The sequence below is a fragment of the Dysgonomonas sp. ZJ709 genome, assembly GCF_011039195.1.
Classification (GTDB): domain Bacteria; phylum Bacteroidota; class Bacteroidia; order Bacteroidales; family Dysgonomonadaceae; genus Dysgonomonas.
Genome location: NZ_JAAKEM010000027.1, coordinates 22,395 through 46,147 on the forward strand (window position 1 = coordinate 22,395; position 23,753 = coordinate 46,147).

15 protein-coding genes and 1 pseudogene are annotated in these 23,753 nt (G+C 35.6%); 10 read left to right on the plus strand and 6 right to left on the minus strand.

From position 1 onward, the window contains the following. The first annotated feature begins 425 nt into the window (after positions 1-425). Both mobA and mobB read left to right on the plus strand, forming a co-directional pair. Positions 426-869: a conjugal transfer protein MobA gene (gene mobA / locus G7Y56_RS14965; RefSeq protein WP_165044703.1), complete on the plus strand. Its 444-nt coding sequence runs from the start codon at positions 426-428 to the stop codon at positions 867-869. After that, positions 854-2,140 carry a conjugal transfer protein MobB gene (gene mobB / locus G7Y56_RS14970; protein ID WP_165044705.1) on the plus strand — a complete coding sequence of 429 codons (1,287 nt, stop codon included), beginning with the start codon at positions 854-856 and terminating at the stop codon, positions 2,138-2,140. The genes mobA and mobB overlap by 16 nt, the downstream gene beginning before the upstream one ends. Positions 2,141-2,371: 231 nt before the next feature. On the opposite strand, the gene G7Y56_RS14975 is transcribed toward mobB, so the two are convergent. Next, a complete protein-coding gene (locus G7Y56_RS14975; RefSeq protein ID WP_165044707.1) occupies positions 2,372-2,680 on the minus strand; it encodes a MerR family transcriptional regulator in 309 nt (102 codons plus the stop codon). Between the two features lie 134 nt (positions 2,681-2,814). Here G7Y56_RS14975 and G7Y56_RS14980 point away from each other — a divergent pair, with 134 nt between their 5' ends. The 4 genes from G7Y56_RS14980 to G7Y56_RS14995 all read left to right on the plus strand — a co-directional run bounded on the left by G7Y56_RS14980 (position 2,815) and on the right by G7Y56_RS14995 (position 4,869). Further along, positions 2,815-3,582, plus strand: coding sequence for an SDR family NAD(P)-dependent oxidoreductase (locus G7Y56_RS14980; RefSeq protein WP_165044709.1), 768 nt, complete (start codon positions 2,815-2,817; stop codon positions 3,580-3,582). A 154-nt stretch (positions 3,583-3,736) separates the two neighbouring features. Further along, the gene (locus G7Y56_RS14985) at positions 3,737-4,138 is read left to right on the plus strand and encodes a nuclear transport factor 2 family protein (RefSeq protein WP_165044711.1); all 402 of its coding nucleotides are present in this window, start codon (positions 3,737-3,739) and stop codon (positions 4,136-4,138) included. A gap of 32 nt (positions 4,139-4,170) precedes the next feature. Further along, a complete protein-coding gene (locus G7Y56_RS14990; RefSeq protein ID WP_165044713.1) occupies positions 4,171-4,620 on the plus strand; it encodes a DUF1097 domain-containing protein in 450 nt (149 codons plus the stop codon). 30 nt (positions 4,621-4,650) lie between these two features. Then, positions 4,651-4,869 (plus strand): DUF2798 domain-containing protein, encoded by a 219-nt coding sequence (locus G7Y56_RS14995; RefSeq protein ID WP_165044715.1) that lies wholly within the window; start codon positions 4,651-4,653, stop codon positions 4,867-4,869. Between the two features lie 63 nt (positions 4,870-4,932). Here G7Y56_RS14995 and G7Y56_RS18890 read toward each other — a convergent pair whose 3' ends face one another. Further along, positions 4,933-5,295, minus strand: a complete 363-nt coding sequence (locus G7Y56_RS18890; protein ID WP_221412561.1) for a transposase — start codon at positions 5,293-5,295, stop codon at positions 4,933-4,935. A 110-nt stretch (positions 5,296-5,405) separates the two neighbouring features. Here G7Y56_RS18890 and mobC point away from each other — a divergent pair, with 110 nt between their 5' ends. After that, positions 5,406-7,406 (plus strand): conjugal transfer protein MobC, encoded by a 2,001-nt coding sequence (gene mobC, locus G7Y56_RS15005; RefSeq protein ID WP_165044717.1) that lies wholly within the window; start codon positions 5,406-5,408, stop codon positions 7,404-7,406. Between the two features lie 74 nt (positions 7,407-7,480). Here the strand turns inward: mobC and brxL are convergent, their stop codons facing one another. Genes brxL through G7Y56_RS15025 form a run of 4 tightly spaced genes read right to left on the minus strand, consistent with a single transcriptional unit; the run spans position 7,481 to position 17,034 of the window. Then, entirely contained in the window at positions 7,481-8,902 is a 1,422-nt protein-coding gene (gene brxL, locus G7Y56_RS15010; protein WP_165044719.1) for a BREX system Lon protease-like protein BrxL, read from the minus strand. A gap of 7 nt (positions 8,903-8,909) precedes the next feature. Then, positions 8,910-11,039, minus strand: a complete 2,130-nt coding sequence (gene pglZ / locus G7Y56_RS15015) for a BREX-4 system phosphatase PglZ (RefSeq protein ID WP_165044721.1) — start codon at positions 11,037-11,039, stop codon at positions 8,910-8,912. Between the two features lie 9 nt (positions 11,040-11,048). Further along, the gene (locus tag G7Y56_RS15020; protein ID WP_165044724.1) at positions 11,049-14,456 is read right to left on the minus strand and encodes a hypothetical protein; all 3,408 of its coding nucleotides are present in this window, start codon (positions 14,454-14,456) and stop codon (positions 11,049-11,051) included. 28 nt (positions 14,457-14,484) lie between these two features. Continuing rightward, positions 14,485-17,034, minus strand: a complete 2,550-nt coding sequence (locus G7Y56_RS15025) for a phosphoadenosine phosphosulfate reductase family protein (RefSeq protein ID WP_165044726.1) — start codon at positions 17,032-17,034, stop codon at positions 14,485-14,487. A gap of 577 nt (positions 17,035-17,611) precedes the next feature. On the opposite strand from G7Y56_RS15025, the gene G7Y56_RS15030 reads away from it, so the two are divergent. The 3 genes and pseudogenes from G7Y56_RS15030 to G7Y56_RS15040 form a co-directional block, all read left to right on the plus strand. After that, entirely contained in the window at positions 17,612-19,003 is a 1,392-nt protein-coding gene (locus G7Y56_RS15030; RefSeq protein ID WP_165044728.1) for a DUF3945 domain-containing protein, read from the plus strand. A gap of 207 nt (positions 19,004-19,210) precedes the next feature. Then, entirely contained in the window at positions 19,211-19,648 is a 438-nt protein-coding gene (locus tag G7Y56_RS15035; protein ID WP_165044730.1) for a DUF1896 family protein, read from the plus strand. Continuing rightward, positions 19,638-23,633: pseudogene (locus G7Y56_RS15040) on the plus strand (N-6 DNA methylase); the annotation flags it as partial. The gene G7Y56_RS15035 and the pseudogene G7Y56_RS15040, both read left to right, overlap by 11 nt. Between the last annotated feature and the right edge of the window lie 120 nt (positions 23,634-23,753).

The window sequence follows — 23,753 nt, forward strand, 5'->3', positions numbered from 1 at the left end:
TATTTCAATATGGAATGAAAGACCTCACTAATGAAAAAATGAGTGAATGGCTTAGCTCACTAACTCAATGATTAATTCACACAAAACAACATAGAAAACAGAGAGTATTTAGCAGTTTTAAATTAACTGTCATCTAATGACATCTGCTGTCACTATTTGTCCGATAAGTGAATGATAAACATCTGATTAATGGACTCTACCTTTGTAGTATGATTATAATCTCTCAATTTTTGGAGGGCTAATTCCGTTCCGAAATCAGCTTTTGAGGCAATCCATCAAAGGATGGATTTTGGTATTCGTCAGAATACGGCAAGGTATGTTTTGAGCTGCCCGAAATACTTTCTAGCTGCTCAAAACCCTTGCCCCTAAAGGGGAGAAAATTATTCCGAAGTCATAATTTTTATTCACTAATCTTTTATGTAGTTATGAGTCCAAGCAATGAATTTAAAAGGCGAAAAGGTGGCAGGAATCCAAAAGCTAAGCCAGCCGTGTTTCGCTACTCCATCAGAATGAATGTAGATGAGAATGATAAGTTCTTGTCTTTGTTTGAGCAGTCGGGAGAAAGTATAAAAGCTCATTTTATAACCTCTTGTATTTTCAATAAGCCCTTCAAAGTTGTCAAGATTGACAAGGGTGTGCAGGATTATTATATGCGGATGACCACTTTCTTTGGTCAATACCGTGCAATTGGAACGAACTATAATCAGGTGGTAAAAGCCTTGAAATCGAATTTCGCAGAGAAAAAAGCACTGGCTTTTCTCTATAAATTGGAGCAGGTAACACTTGAATTGGTCACTTTACAAAAGCAAATGATGATGCTGACAGATGAGTTTGAGCAGAAATATGGACACTTATGGTTGCAAAAATAAGCAAAGGAAGCTCCCTGCATGGAGCCTTATCTTACAACGAAGAGAAGGTAAAAGAGGATCAGGCGAAAGTGCTTTTCAGTAATCGTGTGATGCTGAATCGTGATGGCAGTTCAAATATGTATCTTGCCAATCAGTCTTTTGCTCCTTATCTGAATGCAAATAAAAACACGGAAAAGCCCGTATTACATATTTCTATAAATCCCCATCCCGATGATGAAGTATCGGATGATATGTACAGCGAAATTGCACAGACCTATATGCAAAAGATGGGATACGGCGATCAGCCTTATATGGTCTATAAGCATGAAGACCTCGATAGGAAACACATACATATTGTGACGGTAAATGTAGATGAGACGGGTAAGAAGATTGACGATTCCAATAATTTCTACCAGTCCAAGAAAATTACCCGTGAATTGGAGCAGACCTATAATCTACATACGGCTGAAAAGAAAGAGCAATCGGAAGAACTACCCAAACTTAAACGAGTGGATTACCAATCGGGAGATATAAAAAAGCAAATAGGCAATACGGCAAAAGCACTTATCAAAGGTTATCGTTTTCAATCGGTCAATGAATATCGAGCCTTGCTTTCGCTCTATGGTGTTACGGTAGAAGAGATAAAAGGAGAAGCAAAGGGGAAAGCCTATAATGGTTTGGTGTATTCGGCTATAAATGACAATGGAGAAAAAATAGGCAACCCGATCAAAGCGTCGGTTATCGGTAAAAGTGTTGGTTACGAAGTCTTGCAAAGCCGATTGCAATATTCCACAAAATATATGAAAGAAAATAAAGTATTCGATTCGCCAAAACTGATTGTCCGTTCAGCGATTGATAACTACACAGATAAACAGAATTTTCTAAGTGATTTAGCCAAGAATGGAATGAGTGTTATATTTCGGGGGAATACAGAAGGTCGCATCTATGGGGCAACTTTTATTGACCATCAAAACCTAACGGTTTTCAACGGCTCTAAAATGGGGAAAGAATTCTCGGCGAATGTATTTAATGAACTACTGAAGGATGATAATAACCAAACTAAAGAGCAGTTGTCAACAAATATTCTCGAGAAATGTGATAAAGAATCTAATCTACGAGACAAATTTGCAGGGAATACTCAATACGATAATAATCAGTATGAAAATGATAACTCAACATTACTTCCCTCTTTGTTGGAACAGCACGGAACTGACTATGAAGCAGAAGCTTTTGCCAGACAAAAAGAAGCGGAAGAGAAAAAACGCAGAAGAATGAGATTCAGAGGATTCTAATTTTTCCACAATCAATTTCAAGTAATTTTTTAAAGTTCGAGATAACTTCAAATAAAATCAAGTATTTTAGCAAAAGAATCCACTAACTATTTAGAGCCTGTTTAAATTTTATCGAACTATTTTCTTATAGGATACTGTCATTTTTCTTTGCTCCTTGTTTTAAGCTCTTTTACAAGAGTGTATATAATTGCATATATATCAGTCAGATCAAAGTTGATTAAAGATATTTTTCTATTTATTCTTCAATTTATTCAGAGCCTCTTGTAGCATCACAACCCTGTTTTTAACTTTTTCAGCAGCAGCATCTAACGTATAGCCTTCATCAAGCAGCTCTTTTATCAACAGCATTTTTTTTATATTCGGGTAATCAAACCTTCTGTTTTTTCCCTCTTCTTCGGTCAGGCTTGTTATGATTCCTTTCTCTTCCCAATAACGAATTTGACGCACAGGGACACCTGTTATTTGCGATACTTCGCCAATACCAATTATCATTTTATCAAGAAACTCCATATCGGAGTATAATTCATTAATATCACTCATTTTGTACTTAATCTACATTTGTTGGTGCAAATATAGAATTAAATCTCTATCTTTGAAAATGTAGATTATATACATTTAATGTATTATATCGTCATATTATATTGTTTATATACTAAAGAAAAAGAAGAAAAGAAATGTTAAAACAAAAAAATGCTGTAATAACTGGAGGAAGTGATGGTATCGGACTAGCTATCGCAACTCTGTTTGCAATTAATGGTGCTAATGTATGTCTAATAGCGCGTGATGAGAAAAGATTGAAAGCCAATGAAGCAGAATTGTCAGCCTACGGAACACAAGTCTGCTCCATAGCAGCAGATTTATCTAAAATCTCGGAAATAGAAAGTGTATCTAACAAAATATTGGAGTTATTCCCACAAGTGGATATTCTGGTTAATAATGCAGGCATCGGACGTTTCATTCCTTTCGGGGAGATGAGCGAAGAAGACCTTAATATGCACTTAGACCTAAATGTAAAAGCACCCTATATGTTGACTCACATGCTATTTGATTCGCTAAAGAAGGCAAAGGGTAATGTGATAAATATTTCATCCTATCTAGCCCATCGGATGCTACCGGGAAGAAATACAACAGCCTACTCGATGACAAAAGGGGCTATCAACTCATTTACAAAAGCATTGGCTTTTGAAGTGGGTGTAGATGGTGTGAGGGTAAATGCTATTGCTCCGGGTAGTATCACAACGGCTCAGTTGCAACACAATATGAATCAGCTAACTGCTGAAAAGCTGGAACAGTTTAAAACTATGATCCAAACTATTTACCCGATGGAGAAAATTGGTGAACCAAATGATATTGCCGAGTTGGCAGTATTCCTTGCTTCAGAAAATGCCAAATGGATTACAGGCGCTATTTATGCTGTGGATGGTGGATTAACAACTAATTAAGGCCGCAGACCTTTTATTGCTTTGGTAATACCCCTGCTAGCCTCCCTAAAGGAGAAGGATTAAATACTCCCCACTTTTGGAGGGGCAGGAGAGATGTAGTATATCATTAAATACTTTCATGTACTTAAAAAAAACAATCCAAATTAAAAATTAAATGAAAACAGAAAAAGAACAAATCGAACAATTACTAGAAGAAAAGTATTTGAACGGGGTTGCCAATAATATGAATACCCATAAAATATTAGAGTTTTTCCATCCTGACTTTGCTATTTTCTCATCAAACGACCGTGAACTGGTAAAGTTCCCCTTGCGTGAATGGAAGAACGTAGTAGATGCTTATAAAGCGGATAACAGAGGTAAGCCGGGGCTTCGCGAACTTACTCATAAACTGGATTATATAGACGTAGCAGGAAACGCAGCGACAGTGAAACTGCTTTTATCCAGACACGGAGAGTTGATTGCGACCGACTATATATCGCTGCTTAAAATTGGAGGCGAATGGAAAGTTGTAACTAAAGTTGCATACTCGCATGTCGAAAATCCATTTCAGGTTTGATGAATATAAATTCTTTATCAAAATCAATCTGCATGGGATTGATTACAGTAATAGCTGCATTTATTGCTCTTCAATTCGATTTATACATCTGGATGATCTTTATCGCTTTGTGCAGTTATTACTTATTTGGCAGTACCCCGAAGGCAGCACTATTGACATTCACCCAACAAATCATAGCTATTACTTTAGCTATTGTATGCCATTTTTCGGCAATAGGGCTTAGTAACTATATGGATGGAATGCCTGCTTTGTTGATAAGTATTTTCGTGTTGACTGCCGGCTTATTCTTTGTGACCAAGTTTAAAATATTAAATAAATTGACTATCTATTTTACAGGTCTCATCATTTGGTTTGCTTCCGGATATGAATTTAGTATCGAAGCATCCATAAAGATTATAACGGCTTTGACTCTGGGTTATATGTGCGGATGGCTCAACATGATTGTTGATGGGTGGATTGATAAGAGAACAAAAACCAGTTGATGTATTAATAAATTATATAACATTGAAAGAATGAATAGAAAATATTCCAAATATATCAAGATGCTATTTGTTGTCGCCCCCATGACTTTTTTTATGACATTAGTTGCTATTATACGCAATAATGGCTTCGAATGTGGCTGGGTAACAACTTTTGCAAAAACCTGGTGGATGATGCTTCCTGTAGCATATATACTTGCTTTCGTAATTTTACCGATTGCTCGTAAAATGACAGACAAAATAGTAAGGTGAGAGTAATGTTTTGTAATGAGATAGGTGGTTTTTTTCAGATTTGATGAATAATTTATTAGAATTTTATTCAGAGGATTTCGAAGAGCCACCTATTTTCTTTAGATGAAACACTCTAACAGATCCATTTACTGCTATTGAAAATCCATTTTTATCAACTACAACATGACGTTTTATACCTTTTACTTTTTTATTACCGCCAATACCATTGAGCGACTTGTTATCACCCCATTTTACACTTTGGCTATCTATAATTCCTAATGATGCTGATGCTTTTTGATGGCGTTTAGCCCGAACCTTTTCACGTAAACTACTTAATAATAAGTCGAATTCCTCTAAATCAGACCATTTACGAAAGTAATAATATACTAATGCCCATTTCGGATAATCATTGGGAAGCATCCGCCATTGACAACCTGTTCGTACCAAATAGAAAACTAAAGCCTTATTTTAAGTTGTCCATTATTGGCAGTAAAATGTCTCGTCGCTATATTGTTATAGATTATATTTTTGAGCCAGAAACTCAAAAATATGAAGTTATGCAGAATGAAGATGATTTGAGAGGACTCGCCAAAGTGATGGAATTCATGCGAGCCATTAGTATTTTATTTGTCGTTATTCACATCTACTGGTTTTGCTACCAAGCAATATTGGACGGTGGAATAAATATTGGAGTAGTAGACAGAATACTCCTAAATTTTCAACGTACAGCAGGATTATTTTCTCATATACTTTGGACTAAACTGTTTGCTGTGGTATTTCTAGCCTTGTCTTGTTTAGGTACAAAGGGCGTAAAAGAAGAAAAGATAACATGGAGTAAGATTTATATATTTCTGTTCTTTGGGTTTATCTTTTTCTTTTTCAACTGGTGGATATTAGACCTACCGTTGCCATTAGTTGCTAATACAGCTTTGTATATATTTACTTTGACTATTGGCTATATATTGTTATTAATGGGCGGTCTATGGATGAGTAGACTTTTGAAAACCAATCTCATGGATGATGTTTTCAATCTGGAGAACGAAAGCTTTATGCAGGAAACTCAGCTCATGGAGAACGAATATTCGGTTAATTTACCGACACTGTTTCAATATCAGAAGAAACAACACAAAGGGTGGATCAATGTTGTCAATCCATTTCGGGCAACTATTGTATTGGGAACTCCCGGCAGTGGTAAATCTTTTGCAGTAGTAAATAATTACATAGACCAACAAATTAGCAAAGGCTTTGCTCTCTATTGTTATGATTTCAAGTATCCTGATTTGTCTACTATTGCTTACAACAAGATGTTACAATATGCAGAGAGATACGATGTTGATCCTCAGTTTTTCGTTATCAATTTCGACAATCCCGAACGTAGCCATCGATGCAATCCTATTGCTCCCGAATTTATGACAGACATCTCAGATGCTTATGAAAGTGCCTATACCATAATGCTAAATTTGAACAAAACGTGGATACAGAAACAAGGCGACTTCTTTGTCGAATCGCCTATTATATTGTTGGCTGCCATTATCTGGTTTTTAAAGTTATATGATAATGGAAAATATTGTACCTTTCCCCATGCAATTGAGTTTTTGAACAAGCCCTATAAAGAAATATTCCCTATTCTTACATCCTATCCACAATTGGAGAATTACCTTTCTCCTTTTATGGATGCGTGGCACGGTAATGCGCAAGAACAGTTGCAGGGGCAGATAGCCAGTGCGAAAATACCCTTATCAAGAATGATTTCGCCACAACTGTATTGGGTAATGTCGGGCAATGATTTTACGTTGGATATAAACAATCCCGAAGCACCTAAAATCTTATGCGTTGGTAATAACCCCGATAGACAAAATATCTATGGTGCTGCACTTGGATTGTATAACTCTCGTATAGTGAAGTTGATAAACAAGAAGGGATTGCTAAAATCGTCTGTTATTATTGATGAGTTGCCAACTATCTATTTTCGTGGATTGGATAATCTAATAGCCACTGCCCGCAGTAACAAAGTGGCTGTTTGTCTAGGTTTTCAGGATATATCGCAGTTGACGAGGGATTATGGTAGAGAGGAAGCGGATGTTGTGATGAATACAGTTGGCAATATATTTTCTGGTCAGGTAGTTGGCGACACAGCTAAGAATCTTTCTGATCGGTTTGGTAAAGTGTTACAAAAACGGCAATCAATGACTATCAATAAGCAGGATAAGTCTACCACTATTAATACACAGTTGGATTCGTTAATTCCTGCTTCTAAAATATCAACTCTCACACAGGGTATGTTTGTAGGCTCTGTTTCGGATAATTTTGATGAGCGGATTGAGCAAAAGACGTTTCATGCTCAGATTGTTGTGGATACGGACAAGGTTTCTGCTGAGACCAAAGAATTTAAAGAAATTCCTGTTATCATGGATTTTCAGCAAACCTATAACAAAGACATGAAAACAGTCATAGAAAATACTTACTATGACATCAAAAAAGATGTAGCACAGATTGTGAAAATTGAAATGGAACGGATTATGAAAGATCCGGTGTTAAGTAAGTTGGTAAAGAAATAGAAGTATAAAATCCCTCTTCTTTATTTTAATTTGAGAGGGAATTTCTATTTATATACTTATCAGTTTTTGTATATTTATTTAAGACCTATTTCTGGCATATATTCTTTGAACTCTTCGTCAATTTTATGACATTGTTCTTTGATAATACCACGACGACGAATGGCTGGATCAAGACAATAAAGTTTAAATTCTTTTTTATCTAATTCATCAGTACTTATAATATGGGGAAACAATAATTTTGAATATGCTGAAGCCATTTTTTGAACAGCCTTTAAATCCCGCAAATCACTTTTTTCCTCAGAATAAACAACGTCATTTACAAGTATAGAATATTCTGGAGAGGTTCTTAGTAAATGAAGTACTTCTGAAAAATACTCTACATTCAAAGTCCAATCTTTTAAGATCATACTTTTGTTCATACGTGGTAAATACCAGCCTTCAATAAATCCGTGAAAACGATCTAGTAGTGCAGATTCCCTAAAGCTTTCAGGTAAGGAACTAAAATATTTAGGTGTTAATGGTTGATTGTTACTTGACAACGGAATATTTCCCATTAACATAGTGCTACACTCAGAAAGAAAAGCATAATTATCTACCGTAGCTTTTCCTGACTCCAAATAAGATTTAAGTATAGCTTGCATTTCCGGTGGATCTTGAAAAATGATTGTTTGAATCTCATCGAAGGTAATAAAATCATAATTTTTCATTATCCCTGGTTGTTGTCTAGTTTTATCATAGAAAAGTTTTGCACGCGATACTTTTCCTCCACTAATTAACCAACCGTATTTACTCAAATTACCAAAAACATACGATTTACCTGTCCCTTTGGGCGCAAGTTCAATCATATTCAGGCGCGGTTCTACAAAAATCAACAGTCTAGTGAGAAATTCTAGCTTTTGTGTTGTACCTCTAAAGCTTTCGGGGTTGTATTCCATTGCAGCCAAAAGTACATCAATCCATTCCTCTGTTGTAAATTGTTTCCTGCTTTCACGAAAATAATTTAAATCAACCTTATAAGGTCTAAACGGTTTATATTCAGCTAACTCAATTTGTCCTTTTTCTCTGCCTACTGGTGGAATATAAACCAATTTTATCACTCCCCATTTTTCCCCATCAATTAAATCATCTTTGTACTGGTTAACTACATAATCGGGAATTACAGCCTCATTTGTTTTTATTCCAGCATCTGGAATTGCAAAACGCACTTTTCCACCCTTTATATCGGTAGTAATGATAAAACGAGTTAAAAGTTGAACAGTTTCTTGTCGTAACAAACGGTTCTTAACTACATTATTGTCATCAGGAATATGTTTATCAAGAAAAGCAAAAATAGCATCTTTATCTAAGCAGCCATTGCTATCAGTGTATTTTCTAATAAGAAAATCTTTGACAAACGAAGGTAAATTTCTGCCATTAAAGACACTGTAATTATCTTGGTCTTTTAGAATAGCAATATCAGGAAAAACTTCTTTTATTTTCTGTCCTATTGTTCTCATATATCTTCTAAAATAGTTCTTCTTCCTCAAAACCAACCACTTGCTTGGATGCAATTTGTTCGGGAATATTTTGTTTGGAAATATTTTTTATATTTTCTTTTTTGTTGGAAATAATAATAAACGGGACTAAAATTTCTTCAGGTGTACAACCTCCATGAACCTCGCGAACAGGTTTTGTATTCAATGAAGCATGTGTAAGTGCCACTTTAAAATTATCTTCTCTATTTTTACAACGAATATAATCCGAATCTTCTAAACAATCAGTGGAATCTAATTTGATATATCTTCCTTCGTGGCTTGCTTTTACTGTATATTTTTTGGAATCAACTAAACGTGAAAGAGCAGTTAAACCATGGTCTGATACAATTGCAAGGGTTATTTCGGTTGTTTGATTGAGAATTTTCTTAAAAATGTTTTTTACAATATCAATTTCCTTGCATATAGTTTGTGGATATTGATACAAATTGTTATGAATGAAGCTATCCAAATCTTCAATTTTCTCAACATCCTTAAATTTATTGTGTTCAGTACTTGACGGAATACTTGTAATAGCTATCTGCAGCTTTTCAATTTCAAAGTTTGAATTGCTAATAATTTCTTTAATTAAGGATAAATATTCAACACCAAGTCCATCAACCCAATAAACTTTATCAGGCTGTTCTTTTGATAAAAGTTCTTTTGATAACTCAAAGCTATGATACCATTGATAGAAGGTTTCTTCATTAGCATTCTTTTCTGTGATAAAATTCTTGATTTCGTCTGTATATTTATCTTCAATTTTGGCTCGTTTGTATGACTGAATGTAAGTGTTTACCCAACTACCGTAATTTATATTATATTGATATGCAGCAAAATCGGGATATAATTTTTGTAATTCTACATCTTTCAATTTTCCATCTTTATACCAATCAATAAACATTTCCTTTTCAAAATCAAATCTGCTAGAGCAAAGAGAAATTGCTTTTGCTGTATCCAACTTCGCTATATTCAGAATCTGTTCTTTCATTTCCGATAAGTCAGAATCAGGAAGTTTATATTGTCTATCAAATAAGTTTAATAAGTTATTCCGTTCTTCAATAAACTTTTTTGTGCTTGTATCGACAAAAATAGTCAATGCAATTTCCCTGAATAATCTTAACGAAGAATAATCGACACAATCTATAATGATCTCATTCAGATACTTATTGTCAGCAAGAAAATGGAGGTAATAATGTTTTAGTAACCAACGGTCAAATTCTTTTGTTTCATTTGAAGTCCATATATTCAATAAATTCTCGATTTTAAGATCGTGAATATTAAAGTACTTATTTACAAATACCTTAAAAGAAAACGAATTAGTTTTATGATAATCTAATAAAGACAATAACTGAATCCAAAAAACTTCATCACTTACTTTGTATTCTATACCTGTTTGAATATTTAAGAATTGAGTTATAAATGAATATGCAGTTTCTATTTTCCTAATATCAAAAATATTATCCGGTTGAGAGTATTTTGAAAAGGTGCTAATCGTATCGGATGAACAAAGGATGCGTTCTGTTGGTGCGTGAGTTTTCCAGAATACAAGCCATTCATAGACATTTTTTAGACAATTAAGCGAATTAATACAAGGAAAGTTATTTGGAATCAAATCAATTTCTACAGTTTGTAATTCTTCACTATAAACCGCCCAAATAGGTTGTGATTCTTGTATTCTTGAAAAAGTATTCAAAAAGTTTTCAAATCGATGCTTCAAGCCAATGAGTGGAATATAAATTCTCGTTGAAATATCAAGCTCCATCAACGTCATTCCTTCAAAAAGTGCTTTAAACTTGCCATCTTTGTAAAAACGAACAATCTCAGAAAAAGGCGAAACAACAACTTGTCCTTTCAAATCTTTTATTGCATTAACGAGCATATCTGTCGTTATCCAACTGTCTCTGTCATCAGAATCAAGTAACTGTTCTAAGTTAAACACTTGGATTTCACATTTTGTCATTTTTCTTATAAAATCTTGATAAAGATTAAAATTATCAAGCATAATAAATCGTACAGCATAACGTCGATTTAAGACAGAATTTGAATTGTTGTCGTTTCTAATTTCTTCAAGTAAATCATCTATTGAAGCAAATGTTTTTATCTTTTCTGCTGCTGTCATTATTCTATGTTATTCTAAATTTTCATCAATAATATCTGCTGTTTGAGGGTATTCTTCAAGCACTTGCAATAAAATATTCTTCAGTATAATTGGTGAAAAATTACTGGCTCTTGAAACTTTTTCTTTTACTCTGCTGATTTTGTCAACTAATATCTGTGATGAAGCAGGTTGTGGAACTGATGTTGGAGTGGGTTGTGGATTAAGAATCGGTTGTAGCTCTGGCTTCCGTGTTTTTTCAATATAAAAACTCATTGTCATCTTTTCCACATCGCTTTCTTGCCAGCGTCCTATCTCGCTCTGCAATTTTTGATTTAAATACTCTTTCAACTCATTCCACCAACTGTGTTCAATGCTAATAGACTCAATTTTTTGAATAAATGTTTTAAACCCTTCTTCAAAAGCTGTATCATTTAATAAGATTCGCTGAAATTCAAAAGATTGTATTCTTATAGATTGTAATATTTTATTAATAAGTTCAGGTTGTAATGTGTCTTTTTGTATAAGTTCAACAATTTGTTCTATAAGTAAGCGGAAATCATCTGTTGAGACAGAAGGCGAGTATTTTAAACACCATAATGGATATTTTGATTTTTGCGTACAGTAAGCAACCACTCCCCATCGAACGTTAATAAGACTTGTAAGTTCGGGTACATCAGACAAGCGTTTCATATCAAAAATACCAATTAACAAGTCTTTCAGGTCTTTTTCCTCTTTTGAGCCAAAACGCACCCTCAATTTATTATCGTTACCTCCTTTTTGCCAATAATTGAAAACTTCAACTACCTTGTCACGCATATTAGTATTGTCTACAGGCACACTATCCGTACCATTCAGTTCATTCACATATTTTCTCAGAGCAAATGCCAAAACTGCCATATTCGGAATGTTGGTATATAGTCCAAAAGGTGGTTGGGTTAGGGGCTGCAAAACCGCTCCTAAACTAAATGTTGATCCCCCATTTTGTTTTGTATTTTCAAGTATTTCATCTACTTTTTTTTGCATGTAAACAAGCGGATGATTATCAGAAGCATTTGATTTTAATACCAAATCAGAATCCACTATATAGTCATCATTATCGTCTTTGAATAATAATTTTGCAGGCGTGTATGGTCCTTTGAATTTTTGTTCTGCTTCATCTCGATTGGGAGCAACAAGCATTGTTTCTATCGAGGTTTTTGATGGGCTTTTGAAAGCATCCCAGAAAGTCATAGGACTTTTTCGCAATGATGATAGCGTTTCTACTCCATTACTAAATATTTTATGCACAATATTATTGTTTATATATTGCGTAAGAGTGTTAGTGTTTATCGTATCTTGAACCCCACGATAATAAATTTTAGCTGTACCCTGTTTGAGGCGATTAATCCAATTAGTTATAACTTTTTTTGCATTTATATCATTTGCATTTGCTGGTTGTGTTAGATTGTGGCTTTTGGCAACTTGTGCCGTTGCAACATACTCATAAAAGCTACTTTTTTGCATACCATCATAATCAAAAACCTCATCAAACATCAAAAAGACAATATTCTTAAAATCATCTGTTATTGAAAGATTTTCAACGATGCCTGCCATAGTTTGCCGTTCTGTAATATCCATTGCAAAAAACAATGCAATATTGAGCGTATATGGCTCTTTGAATGCGGATTTCATATAACTACGTACCAAATAAGCATCAGAAGAACATGCTGAGTATGCCAAAGCTGGTTGACGAATTAAAGATTTTTCAAAGATTTTATTAATAGAGTCTCTAAGCTGCAGATCAAATTCCAATATTTTCTTTGTATCTGAAAAATTGGATCTGACTCTGTTGATAGCATCATTTATTTCATTCACAGGTAATGCTGAGAATGCTATTAGGAAATTATCTGAAGGGTCTCTTTGAATAATTTGATTCCTGTGGAAATAATCCAATATTTCATCAAGAGTTATTTCAAAATTTTCTCCTTCAAAAAGATATTCTATATTTTTGACAGATGGAATAATTTTGTCTGATTCTCCAATCTTATTGCGCATCGCATTGAGTAAGAGAATGCCTTTAAATACTTTTTCAAATGCACGACCTTTATCTTCTACAACTTTTTTATGAGTATAGAAGGTTTGATTAACGATGCCGTACTTTTCCGGATCATTCTGAAATTCTTCAAAAAAATAGTCCCATAGTTTGTCTGCTGTTAGTAAGAGTTTGTTATCACAAGTATTGTCATTATTCAAAAATCCGAGAAAACCGCTTTGAACGTCATACATAAACTGCATGACAGTACGGTTAGCAGAACCAATTTGATTAGCTATTGACGAACAAAGATATGCAGCATAAGGATGAAATGGAAAAAGGTCTTTTATATCCTTAATTGATTGTTGACTATCATTCTCCGTTAAATATGTAATCAATTCCGAATGGTTATCCATTCTATTATCTCTGTACAAATCATACTGAGTTTCATCTAATTTCCTGATACTTGCCGCCATAATACGATATGTCGTAAGGGCTTCCATATTATATTGTATAATGTGAAAGCGGTCTTCCATCCTGCGAATATCTTCATTATTATAAGCGTTAGAGTTCTTATGACTAATAAGGTACAAATAGATATTTTGAGATTCGGTGAGCTCTGCAATATTTTGAATCATGTTAGTCATACCACTGGTAATAGTATCCATTACCGAAGTAAATTCGTCCCAAATTATAAGTAAACCATCCGCTATCCCTTTGTTTACTATTTCTTTTTCTACCTCCGACAGCCATCTAACTATATCGCTCGAAGAAAAATGAACACTATATTGTGGTTTTGCTAATGCTTCTTCTAATGCTAGATAAGTGTCGGTATCCGAAGCCTGCATTTTTTTGATGATTTCTTCTTTTGACTTTGCACAACCTCGCAGTTCTGGCTCGTTTGCTATAATCTGACTTATATCAATAGGAGTGGACTTTAAATACTCTACAGCTCTTTCAAAATCCGACTGTACAGTTATACTATTACCTGAATTGCTTAAACTGTCTTTGATGATGCGCTCCAATGCCAAAAGAAAAGAACGCATGTCATAAATTTTTCCATCTTCTGTACCTTTCAATACAACAGGAAAGAAATGTTTGTTTTTTCTAAGATGCCACAACCGAGACTTAAGTTCAGTTAGTAAAATACGATCTTCAATATAGTCTGAAATTTCGTTAACATCATTACATAATAAATGCTTAACTACGGATCCTGCATGACTTTTTCCTGTGCCAAAAGTTCCTTTTACCCATATACTTTTACGATTAGAAGGTTGGTTTGATGAAACTGCGTCAACCGTTTTGCCTAGCAAATTATAAAATTGCATTGTTGGAATGAACTGTTTCCAATAACCCGCTGCTTCATTTTGAAGATTGAAAATAGGGTGAAAGTATTCCTGTAAGGCAATAAAGTCTGAATATCTCATTGTAATTAACTTATTTTAGATTTACGGTTTATAACAATATTTCCAATATATCCATTGATGTTAAATCTTCACGAAGGTTGATGTTATCCAAGCCCATGTTGAGATCAGCACTCAGCACTCGGTTTTTATCCTCTTTTAGTGTTCTCAAAATAGTCTCAAAGCGTTCTTTTGGCACACCAAACTGTTGATAAACACCTTCGGTTTGTTTAGGATCGTATAATTCTGAAACCGTCAACGCATAGCGCTTTTTGCTCTCTGCATAGCGATATAGAGAATAAGCAATAGCAACAGAAGAAATATCGTTATAATACTGGCGAGAAATAGTGGCCACTGAATTTCCTTTGGCAATAATTATTCCTTGTCGAAGTATGTCACCTATTATAGTTTGTTCTTTAATTCCAAACATATTACACAATGCTCCTAATGGATTTCCCAAAGTTGCTTCAGATATTCCTATAAAAACATCTATCATTAATTCCAATATCTCTTTTTTTGAATATAATCGATTAAAGATAATATTTGATGTGTAAAACTCTATTATTTTAGAATTATATGAAAGATTTACCCACATAATTTCCCATACAATAGTAGGATTACTACCGAAGGCTTTTTGCAATAAAATACCAGTTTTCGATATTTTTTTACTTGATCTTTCCAATATCTCTGCTTCCCTAAACCAATTAAGACAAGCAGGAATCATTTTTGTACCAAGACTATTATTTCCTTCAAAGTAATCGTCCGGATTGGTAAAGAAATCTGAGATCCAATTTTCCTTCATCCCAAAAGTGGAATACTTATCTATACCTGATGTTTTCATTTTACTGTTTTTCGTATTACCTTCTGATATATTTATTGAACTAGCCATCACACAACCCCTTTCTTTAAAGTCCAAACATTTATGACAATGAATACATTTTTTCACATCAACTGAAACTAAAGGCACAACCGAAAGGGCTCCTGTCGGACACTCTACTTCACAAGTCTCACAGTGAACACAATAAGTTGCTTTGTATAAGACACGTTTAATGTGTCCTTGTAAAAGTATTTCATCTCCTATATTCTCGAAAATAATAATTTGTTTATTATCATTAGTTTGTATTGAGAAATGATAGATAGCTTTTTTATATTTTAGTTCTCCATTTATTAAATTATTTTCTTGACTGGTTTTAATCTTACCCAAAACATTCATCCACGTAAGCAAATTTTCTTTTGGTGCAATCAAAACGGCCTTAAAATCAGGAGTTGTCGAAAGTATATCTAATCTTGATTTTTCAGGATTACTTGTTTTTCCACCTGAACGAAGTTTCCAATTACCAGATTTCACATATTCTTTTCTGATTTTCTCATCGGTTATTCCTAACAAAGATGTTTTTTCAATTATGTTTGAAATAAATGGATTTATACTATCTGGATATTTTTTTGCGACAATATGTTCCGACCAATCAGAAGAATATGGGCAGATGGAACATCCAACACGCCATAATCCATTTCTATATCCCTTATTAATAGGTAACTGCTTCATGAAAAGATACAAATAAATCTCTGTTGCATTCCAATCAAAGATCGGTCGTGCATTGACGACATTATTATGCTTAACGCCCTTGCCAATTCTATCATACAAAGCACGTCTATTGCTCTCTTCTGATCTTACTCCTTCAAAAACCAAAACATTAGGTTGCTTTCCCGTTCCTTGGATTTCTTTTAAAAGACGGTATAATGGAGCGGTCTTCATAACACCACAACACCATCGATGCATGCGGCTTGGCGACCCCATCTTATCCCAATAATGCAATACACTTTGGTGATTTCTAGACAAATAAAACTTTAAATCGGGATATTGTTTTTGATAAAATATTTTTGTTTGTTTGTAAATTTCCAATGAAGGGGGGATTTCGTAACCAGTATCAGAATATATTACTAAAAAATCGTTAGACGGAATAGCTCGCGAAACTAAGTCTAATACGACTTGACTATCCTTACCTCCCGAAAAAGAGGCGATAAACATCTCTATTTTTGTACTGAGCATAATTTGTTTTCCCAATTTTTCGGCTTCAGACAAAGGCATAATATCAAAACTATCGCAATCTTCCTTGATGACAGAATACTTTTCCTTAGATTTCTTTTCCTGCATGTCTGCTAACCGATCAAAGTCAACATCCTTATTTATAGTCTGTTCATTTATGTTTTTAAGATTATAACGTCTATACATCGTGTTGATAAACTCCAATGCTTCATGCTCCAGTAAAAACATAGTTGCTTCGTTTTGTTTAGAAAGCAAATCAATATCTATTGGTTCCAATTTCAGCCTTTTGTCAGTATCAGTAAAAATTAGTTGAGGATCATCATATATATTTCCTCCACGTGCCTCCAGAACTAATTCTCCTTTATAAAAGTACCGCCTGTCACAAGCCCAAAGTAACGGCTCATTTGATTTTGGATAATCCCAATATTTATTCAATCCCAATAAATCCAATTCTTCGAAAAAAACAGGACGAGGTGATACATTCAATATTTCGCCTGACGACTTCATCGTAAGTAATACCCCGTTATTTTCTTTGTCCCAAGTTATTTTAAACATTTCGTATATTAACTACTTAAATAATTTAGAGTAATGATTAGAGCATCGTTTGCTAATTCTCTTTCATTTTCAATATCTATAATAATTTGATCAGCAAGCCACAATGTCAGTAATTCTTTTTGATTGACGGGCAACAATTCGGCAAGCTTTACAACTTGTTCGCGTTTAGCACGACGGTCGCCTCGCTCAATTTTGCTATAACATTTGGCGTGTCCATTTCTAATGTCGCAGCTAGCTGGCGTTGGAAAAGCCCTTTTATCTTCTTAATTGTCTGATCTTGTTCACAAACAGTATTATCTAATCTTTTTAGACTATCTTTTTTTGAATAGTCAAATTTTGACAAAGATAAATAAATTCAGTGAGCTCTTAGCAGTAAAACTTCTTTTATTGAAATACCTTTTCATCCTCAGAAATAAGGTTGCATTGTCTTATTCCCTCTTTTTGTTTGTTCATCCCAGCCAAAAGATGACAGCAGATGTCATCAGATGACAGTTGTCTAAATACTAGCTATATACACACCTTTTCATTCTAATTTTAGTGAAGCATTACTATTGATGCACCACTAAATTCCGATTTTATGAATGAAAAAGTAAACGACCAAGAAATTCTGTTGGTCACAGAAAAAGACAACAACGAGGTAAAAGCTGTTACAGGTATCAACGAAGACGGAACACCCAAGACCGTCAAGCCTACCAAGGAGAATGAACCTGACTTCTTAAAGATCGACAAGAATGCCGATGCCCTAGAGAACTTCTTCAAAAACTTCCTGAACCAGTGTAAAGATCCGACACATTTCAACTTCTTCAAAATTCCTTCGGATATGATTGAGAGCATTGCACCTGTTCTCAAAGAGATGCTAAACAATCCCGAAAGCCCATCCAACAAAGAGTTTATTGATCAGTACAAAGTATTACCCGAAGCTTTTGCACCCAAAGCATATCAGGCATTAGACGAATCCCGTATCAATTGGGATCAGTTAGCCCAACTCGGTATTTCCAAAGAAAAACTAGAAAAATCAGGTAGCTTGGAACCTATGCTTAATTGGCAGAAATCCCCTGTACTTGTAACCATCAAAACCGAAGCATTGGGCGAGTCTGTTTATTCAGATGCCCGTTTGTCTTTTCGGGAAGATGCAGAGGGTAATCTCAAACTGCGTATTCATAACATCCGTAATGCACCCGAACTCAACTATCCTTTCATGGGAGCAACCTTTACACAACAGGATAAAGAGAATCTTCGCCAAACAGGCAACGCAGGGCGATTGATTGAAATAGAACCTAAAGAGGGCATGAAGATGCAGGCGTTTGTTTCCGTTGATAAACTGACCAACGAATTGGTGGCACTTCGAGCCGATAAGATAAAAATACCCGATGAATACAAGGGAGTGGTTTTGAGCAATGAACAGAAGAAAGATTTAGCTGAAGGCAAAGACGTGTATCTGGAGGATATGAAATCGAAAAAAGATACTTTGTTCAGTGCAACAATACAAGTGAATGCGGATCGCAGGAGTCTTGAGATACTTTTCCTCAACAATCCCAAGCAAAGCCAATCCCACAAACAAACAGAAGAGCAGAATGATGTACCTAAGACTTTTCGCAAGAAAGAATTAACCGAAGATCAGCGGGCAAGTTTAACCGAAGGTAAAACTGTTTATGTGAGCGACCTGACAGACCGAAACGGTAAAAACTACAATGGTTATATCACATGGAAGCCTGAAGACCGCAAAACTGATTTTATGTTTCCGACAGACTATAAGAAAGCCTTAGAACAAGGAACCGTAAAACCTGACGACAGACATAAGACCCAAGTCGCCGTTAATTCGGAAGGGAAGACTAACGAAGCGACAAAGAAAGTGAAAGAGCCATTGGAACAAGGGCAAACTGCTCCTACCGAGAAACAAAAAGAGAAGCAGGAGAATAAGCAAGAGCAGGAAGAAACCCAACAACCATCTCGAGGGGTCAGAAGATAAAATCTGTATATTTACCACTGATTTCTACAATTTTACTATCATAGGCAACCATCTGTATCGGGAGGTACTTTGGTGGACTTGTAAAATTGGAAATTTAGTGGAGGCACTTGGGATGGAAAACCCAAGTGCCGTTCTGCTTTCTATAAGCAATTTTTCTATACCACATTACAAAAAACGGTCTTTCGGCCTCCACTAATTTCCGCAATAATGAAATCTAAGAATAACCTAAAGGAGTTGTCCTATTATGGGCTATTGCTCCGTTCATACCTCAAAGAAAGCCATCCCGACAAGGCGGATGATTTTCAATATATTAAATCTCGCTCCGACATTGCTGCGGAAACTTACTCTAATGCCATAAAGGACGGATACTCACACGACAGAGCCGCAGAAATGGCTAGTCAATCTTTATATTCCGGATTGCTGTTTTCCAAGTTTGATACTATTCGTAATATTCTTTGGGAGGAATTTTCCTATATCCCCGAAAACGAAGTCGATCAAAAGGTTTTAGCCTTATTACCGCTATGCGAAGAGGTCTTTGCCGGATACAATCTACATGATGAGTTTGCCTATTCTTCCGAATACGATCAACTTTATACAGAACTGGTTGGACTAATTGATATTTGGGAGGACGAGAATGAGCTATAATAAAAAGGCTCATCTCAGAGCCAATATCGATGCCATTCAAGTGGTATTTACTCTTGATAGAGAACAAAGACTAGCCACAGAGATAGAACAAGATATGTTGCTTAATTATTCAGGGTTTGGAGGACTCAAATGTGTCCTGAATCCTGTAAATAGCTTAGCCGATACTGTTCATTGGGCAAAATCCGAATTAGAGTTATTCCCGATGGTTGCCGAACTACATCGGGTTATCAAAGATAATACGAGTTCAGAACTAGAGTATAAACAATATATGAACAGCATAAAGAACTCCGTGCTAACCGCTTTCTATACGCCACCCTTGGTTGTACAAACTCTAGCCGATGCTTTCAAAGATAACGATGTGCAGATAAATAGCCTATTGGATCCATCGGCAGGCATGGGCGAGTTTTCCTCTGCATTCTCCTTTCGTTATCTTAAAGCTGATATTATGAACTTTGAGAAAGATTTGCTTACAGGTAAAATGTTATCTCATATCAACCCTGACGACAAGGTTATAGTCGATGGTTTTGAAACGATTGAAAGTCGTTACAACAATCACTTTGATGTTGTTACCTCCAATATGCCTTTTGGCGAAATGAGTGTTTTCGATGCCGAGTTTATGAAAACAGATAAGCTGCACCGGGATTCCACACGAGCGATTCACAATTATTTCTTTATCAAAGGAGTAGAAACACTTCGGGAAGGAGGAGTTATGGCATTCATTACTTCGCAAGGAGTATTGAATTCTCCAAATAACCAAGCCGTCAGAAAATGGCTGATGGATAATACAAACCTTGTGTCTGCAATCCGATTGCCGAATAACTTGTTTGTGGAAAATGCAGGAACAGAAGTGGGCAGTGATTTGATTATTTTACAAAAGAACACAGCAAAAGAAGAACTTACCAAAAGTGAGAAGAAGTTTCTGACAACCTACAATCTTTCATCCGGAGTAACCATTAACAGCAGTTTTGAGAATCTACAACGGATTGTTCATACCAAAGGTTTTACTGATACCGATCCGTATGGGAAGCCTGCACAAATATTTATCCATGATGGTGGAGTAGAAGGTATTGCCACAGATATGAAAAAGATGTTACATGCTGACTTCTCTCAAAATCTTGATTTGAATTTATACAACAGACATTCACAACAAAGTCAAGAGGTATCTGTAAACAGTCCAATTTCTCAATCTCCAATAGAAAATAAAGTTCAGGAAAAGTCAAAAGCCATTGAACTCAATGTATCGCAGCCAACCATGTCGTTATATGATCTGTTTGGATTTTCCGAACAAGAACGTACACAGATTAAACCAGGCAGAGGCAAAAAGCAAATACCACCATCCAATCAGAAACCTGTTCAATTAAGCTTATTCTCTACTAATAGAAAAGAGAAAAAGGTCGAGCTACCAACTCAAAAACCTAAAGTTGAAACTTCCAAACCATCTATGGAGCTTCGTCCATTCACAGGGAAATTGGAAAGCTACCACAAACAAGGCTCTTTGGTCAAGGACAATGAACAAATCGGTTATCTGAAAGAACGCTACCGATCGGATGCGATGTTTCAGCCATTGGATTTACCAAATATGCAGCAATCGAAGATTGGCAGATATATTGAGTTACGAGATGCCTACCAGTATCTATACGATTATGAAGCGAAAAACTTAGTGGAAGAGCCGACCTTGCGTAAGAATCTAAATGATTCCTATGATTCTTTTGTCAGGTTATATGGTAATCTGAATGACAAGAAAAATATTGACATTGCCAAAATGGATATAGCAGGTAATGCTATCCTTGCTTTGGAACGCCGAATAGATGGCAAACTCCAAAAGGCAGATATATTTCAAAAGCCTGTAACCTTTAATCCCGATGAGATAAAACACGCCGAAACTTCTCGTGAAGCCTTAGTCGCTTCCCTCAACAAATATGGAGAAATTCGATTGGATTACATGACTTCACTCTTGGACAATAAGAACAGAGAGGAGATTCTTAAAGATTTGGAGGGACAAATCTATTTCAACCCCATGTTGCAAAACTATGAAATACGTGACAAGTTTATTGCAGGTAATGTGATCGAAAAGTCAACCCAAGTGAAGCAGTATGCCGATAATCATCCCGATGATTTACCCACACAAGCATCACTCAAAGCCTTACAAGACTCCATTCCCGAACCAATACGTTTTGCCGAATTAGATTTCAACTTCGGAGAACGATGGATACCTATGCAAATCTATCGGGATTATGCAGCCCAACTCTATGATACCAATGTTGATATCGAATATTATGCTTCCCGTGATGATTTCACCGTCAAAGCAGATAGGAGCAATCTCATTATCAATGAAAAATTTGCCGTGCAAAGCGAAAAGCAACTCTTTACGGGTATTCATCTGATGAAGCATGCTTTGCTAAATACTTCTCCCAATATTACAAAAACCGTTCAAATGACAGATAAGGAAGGGGAGACTAAAAATGTAAAGGTTGCCGATCCAGAAGCTATACAGCTAGCCAACTCTAAAATTGATGAAATACGAAATGGATTTACCGATTGGTTGAATGATCAATCTCCCGATTTACAAAATAAGCTGGCAGACCGATACAATCAAAAGTTCAATTGTTATGTGCGTCCACAATATGATGGATCTCATCAAACTTTTCCCGGACTTGATTTAAAAGCTTTGGGTATTGTCGATTTATATCCAAGTCAGAAAGATTGTATCTGGATGCAGAAGTTAATGGGTGGCGGTATTGCCGATCATGAAGTAGGAGGAGGGAAAACACTTGTCATGTGTTGTGCTGCTTACGAGATGAAACGGTTGGGTTTGGCTAACAAACCGATGATTCTAGGACTGAAAGCCAATGTACATGAAATAGCAGCTACTTTTAAAACGGCTTATCCCAATGCGAAGATTCTATATCCCGGGAAAGAAGACTTTACCCCGAGCAAGCGGATAAAGATTTTCAATGATATAAAGAACAACAATTGGGATGCTGTTATTCTTACTCACGACCAATTCGGCAAATTGCCACAATCGCCCGAAATGCAACAGAAAATATTTCGTGCCGAATTGGATTCGGTAGAAGAAAATCTTAGAGTATTGGAGATGACAACAGGCAAGTCCGCATCTAAACGTATGTTGCGGGGCTTAGAGGTACGCAAACAAAACTTAGAAGTAAAACTAAGTGTGCTTGCTGATACTATAAAGAACCGCACCGATGATGTGGTAGATTTTAAGATGATGGGCATAGATCACTTATTTGTAGACGAAAGCCATCAATTTAAAAACTTAACATTTACCACACGCCACGACAGAGTAGCAGGATTAGGTAATCCCGAAGGCAGTCAGCGGGCTTTAAATATGCTTTTCGCTGTTCGTACCATACAAGAACGTACAGGTAAAGATTTGGGTGCAACTTTCCTTTCGGGAACCACTATATCCAATTCATTAACTGAACTTTATTTACTATTTAAATACTTGCGACCGAAAGAACTAGAGAATCAGGGTATTAATTCGTTTGATGCATGGGCAGCTATCTATGCGAAGAAAACAACCGATTATGAGTTCTCGGTTACAAACCAAATTGTACAGAAAGAGCGTTTCCGATATTTTATCAAAGTCCCCGAGTTGGCAAATTTCTATGCGGAGATAACTGATTTTCGTACAGCAAGAGATATTGGTATTGATAGGCCCGAGAAAAACGAAATACTGTATAATATACCACCTACGCCACAACAGGAGATATTTATTCAAAAGTTGATGGAGTTTGCCAAAACGGGTGATGCAACTTTGTTGGGAAGAGAACCATTGTCCGAAAGTGAGGAAAAAGCAAAGATGCTTATTGCGACGGACTATGCCCGGAAAATGTCATTGGATATGCGGATGATTAGTCAGCATTATGGCGACCATATCGACAACAAAGCATCGCACTGTGCAGCTAATATCGCAGCGTATTATAAAAAATACAACGAAGATAAAGGTACGCAGTTTGTATTTTATGTAAAGCCTATCATTATGTAAAGTTGTTATGCTTTTATCTTGATAATCAATCTTATTTTATTAGACCTCACACTACAACTTTACATAAAAACCTGTTAAGAAAAACTTTTCAACCAA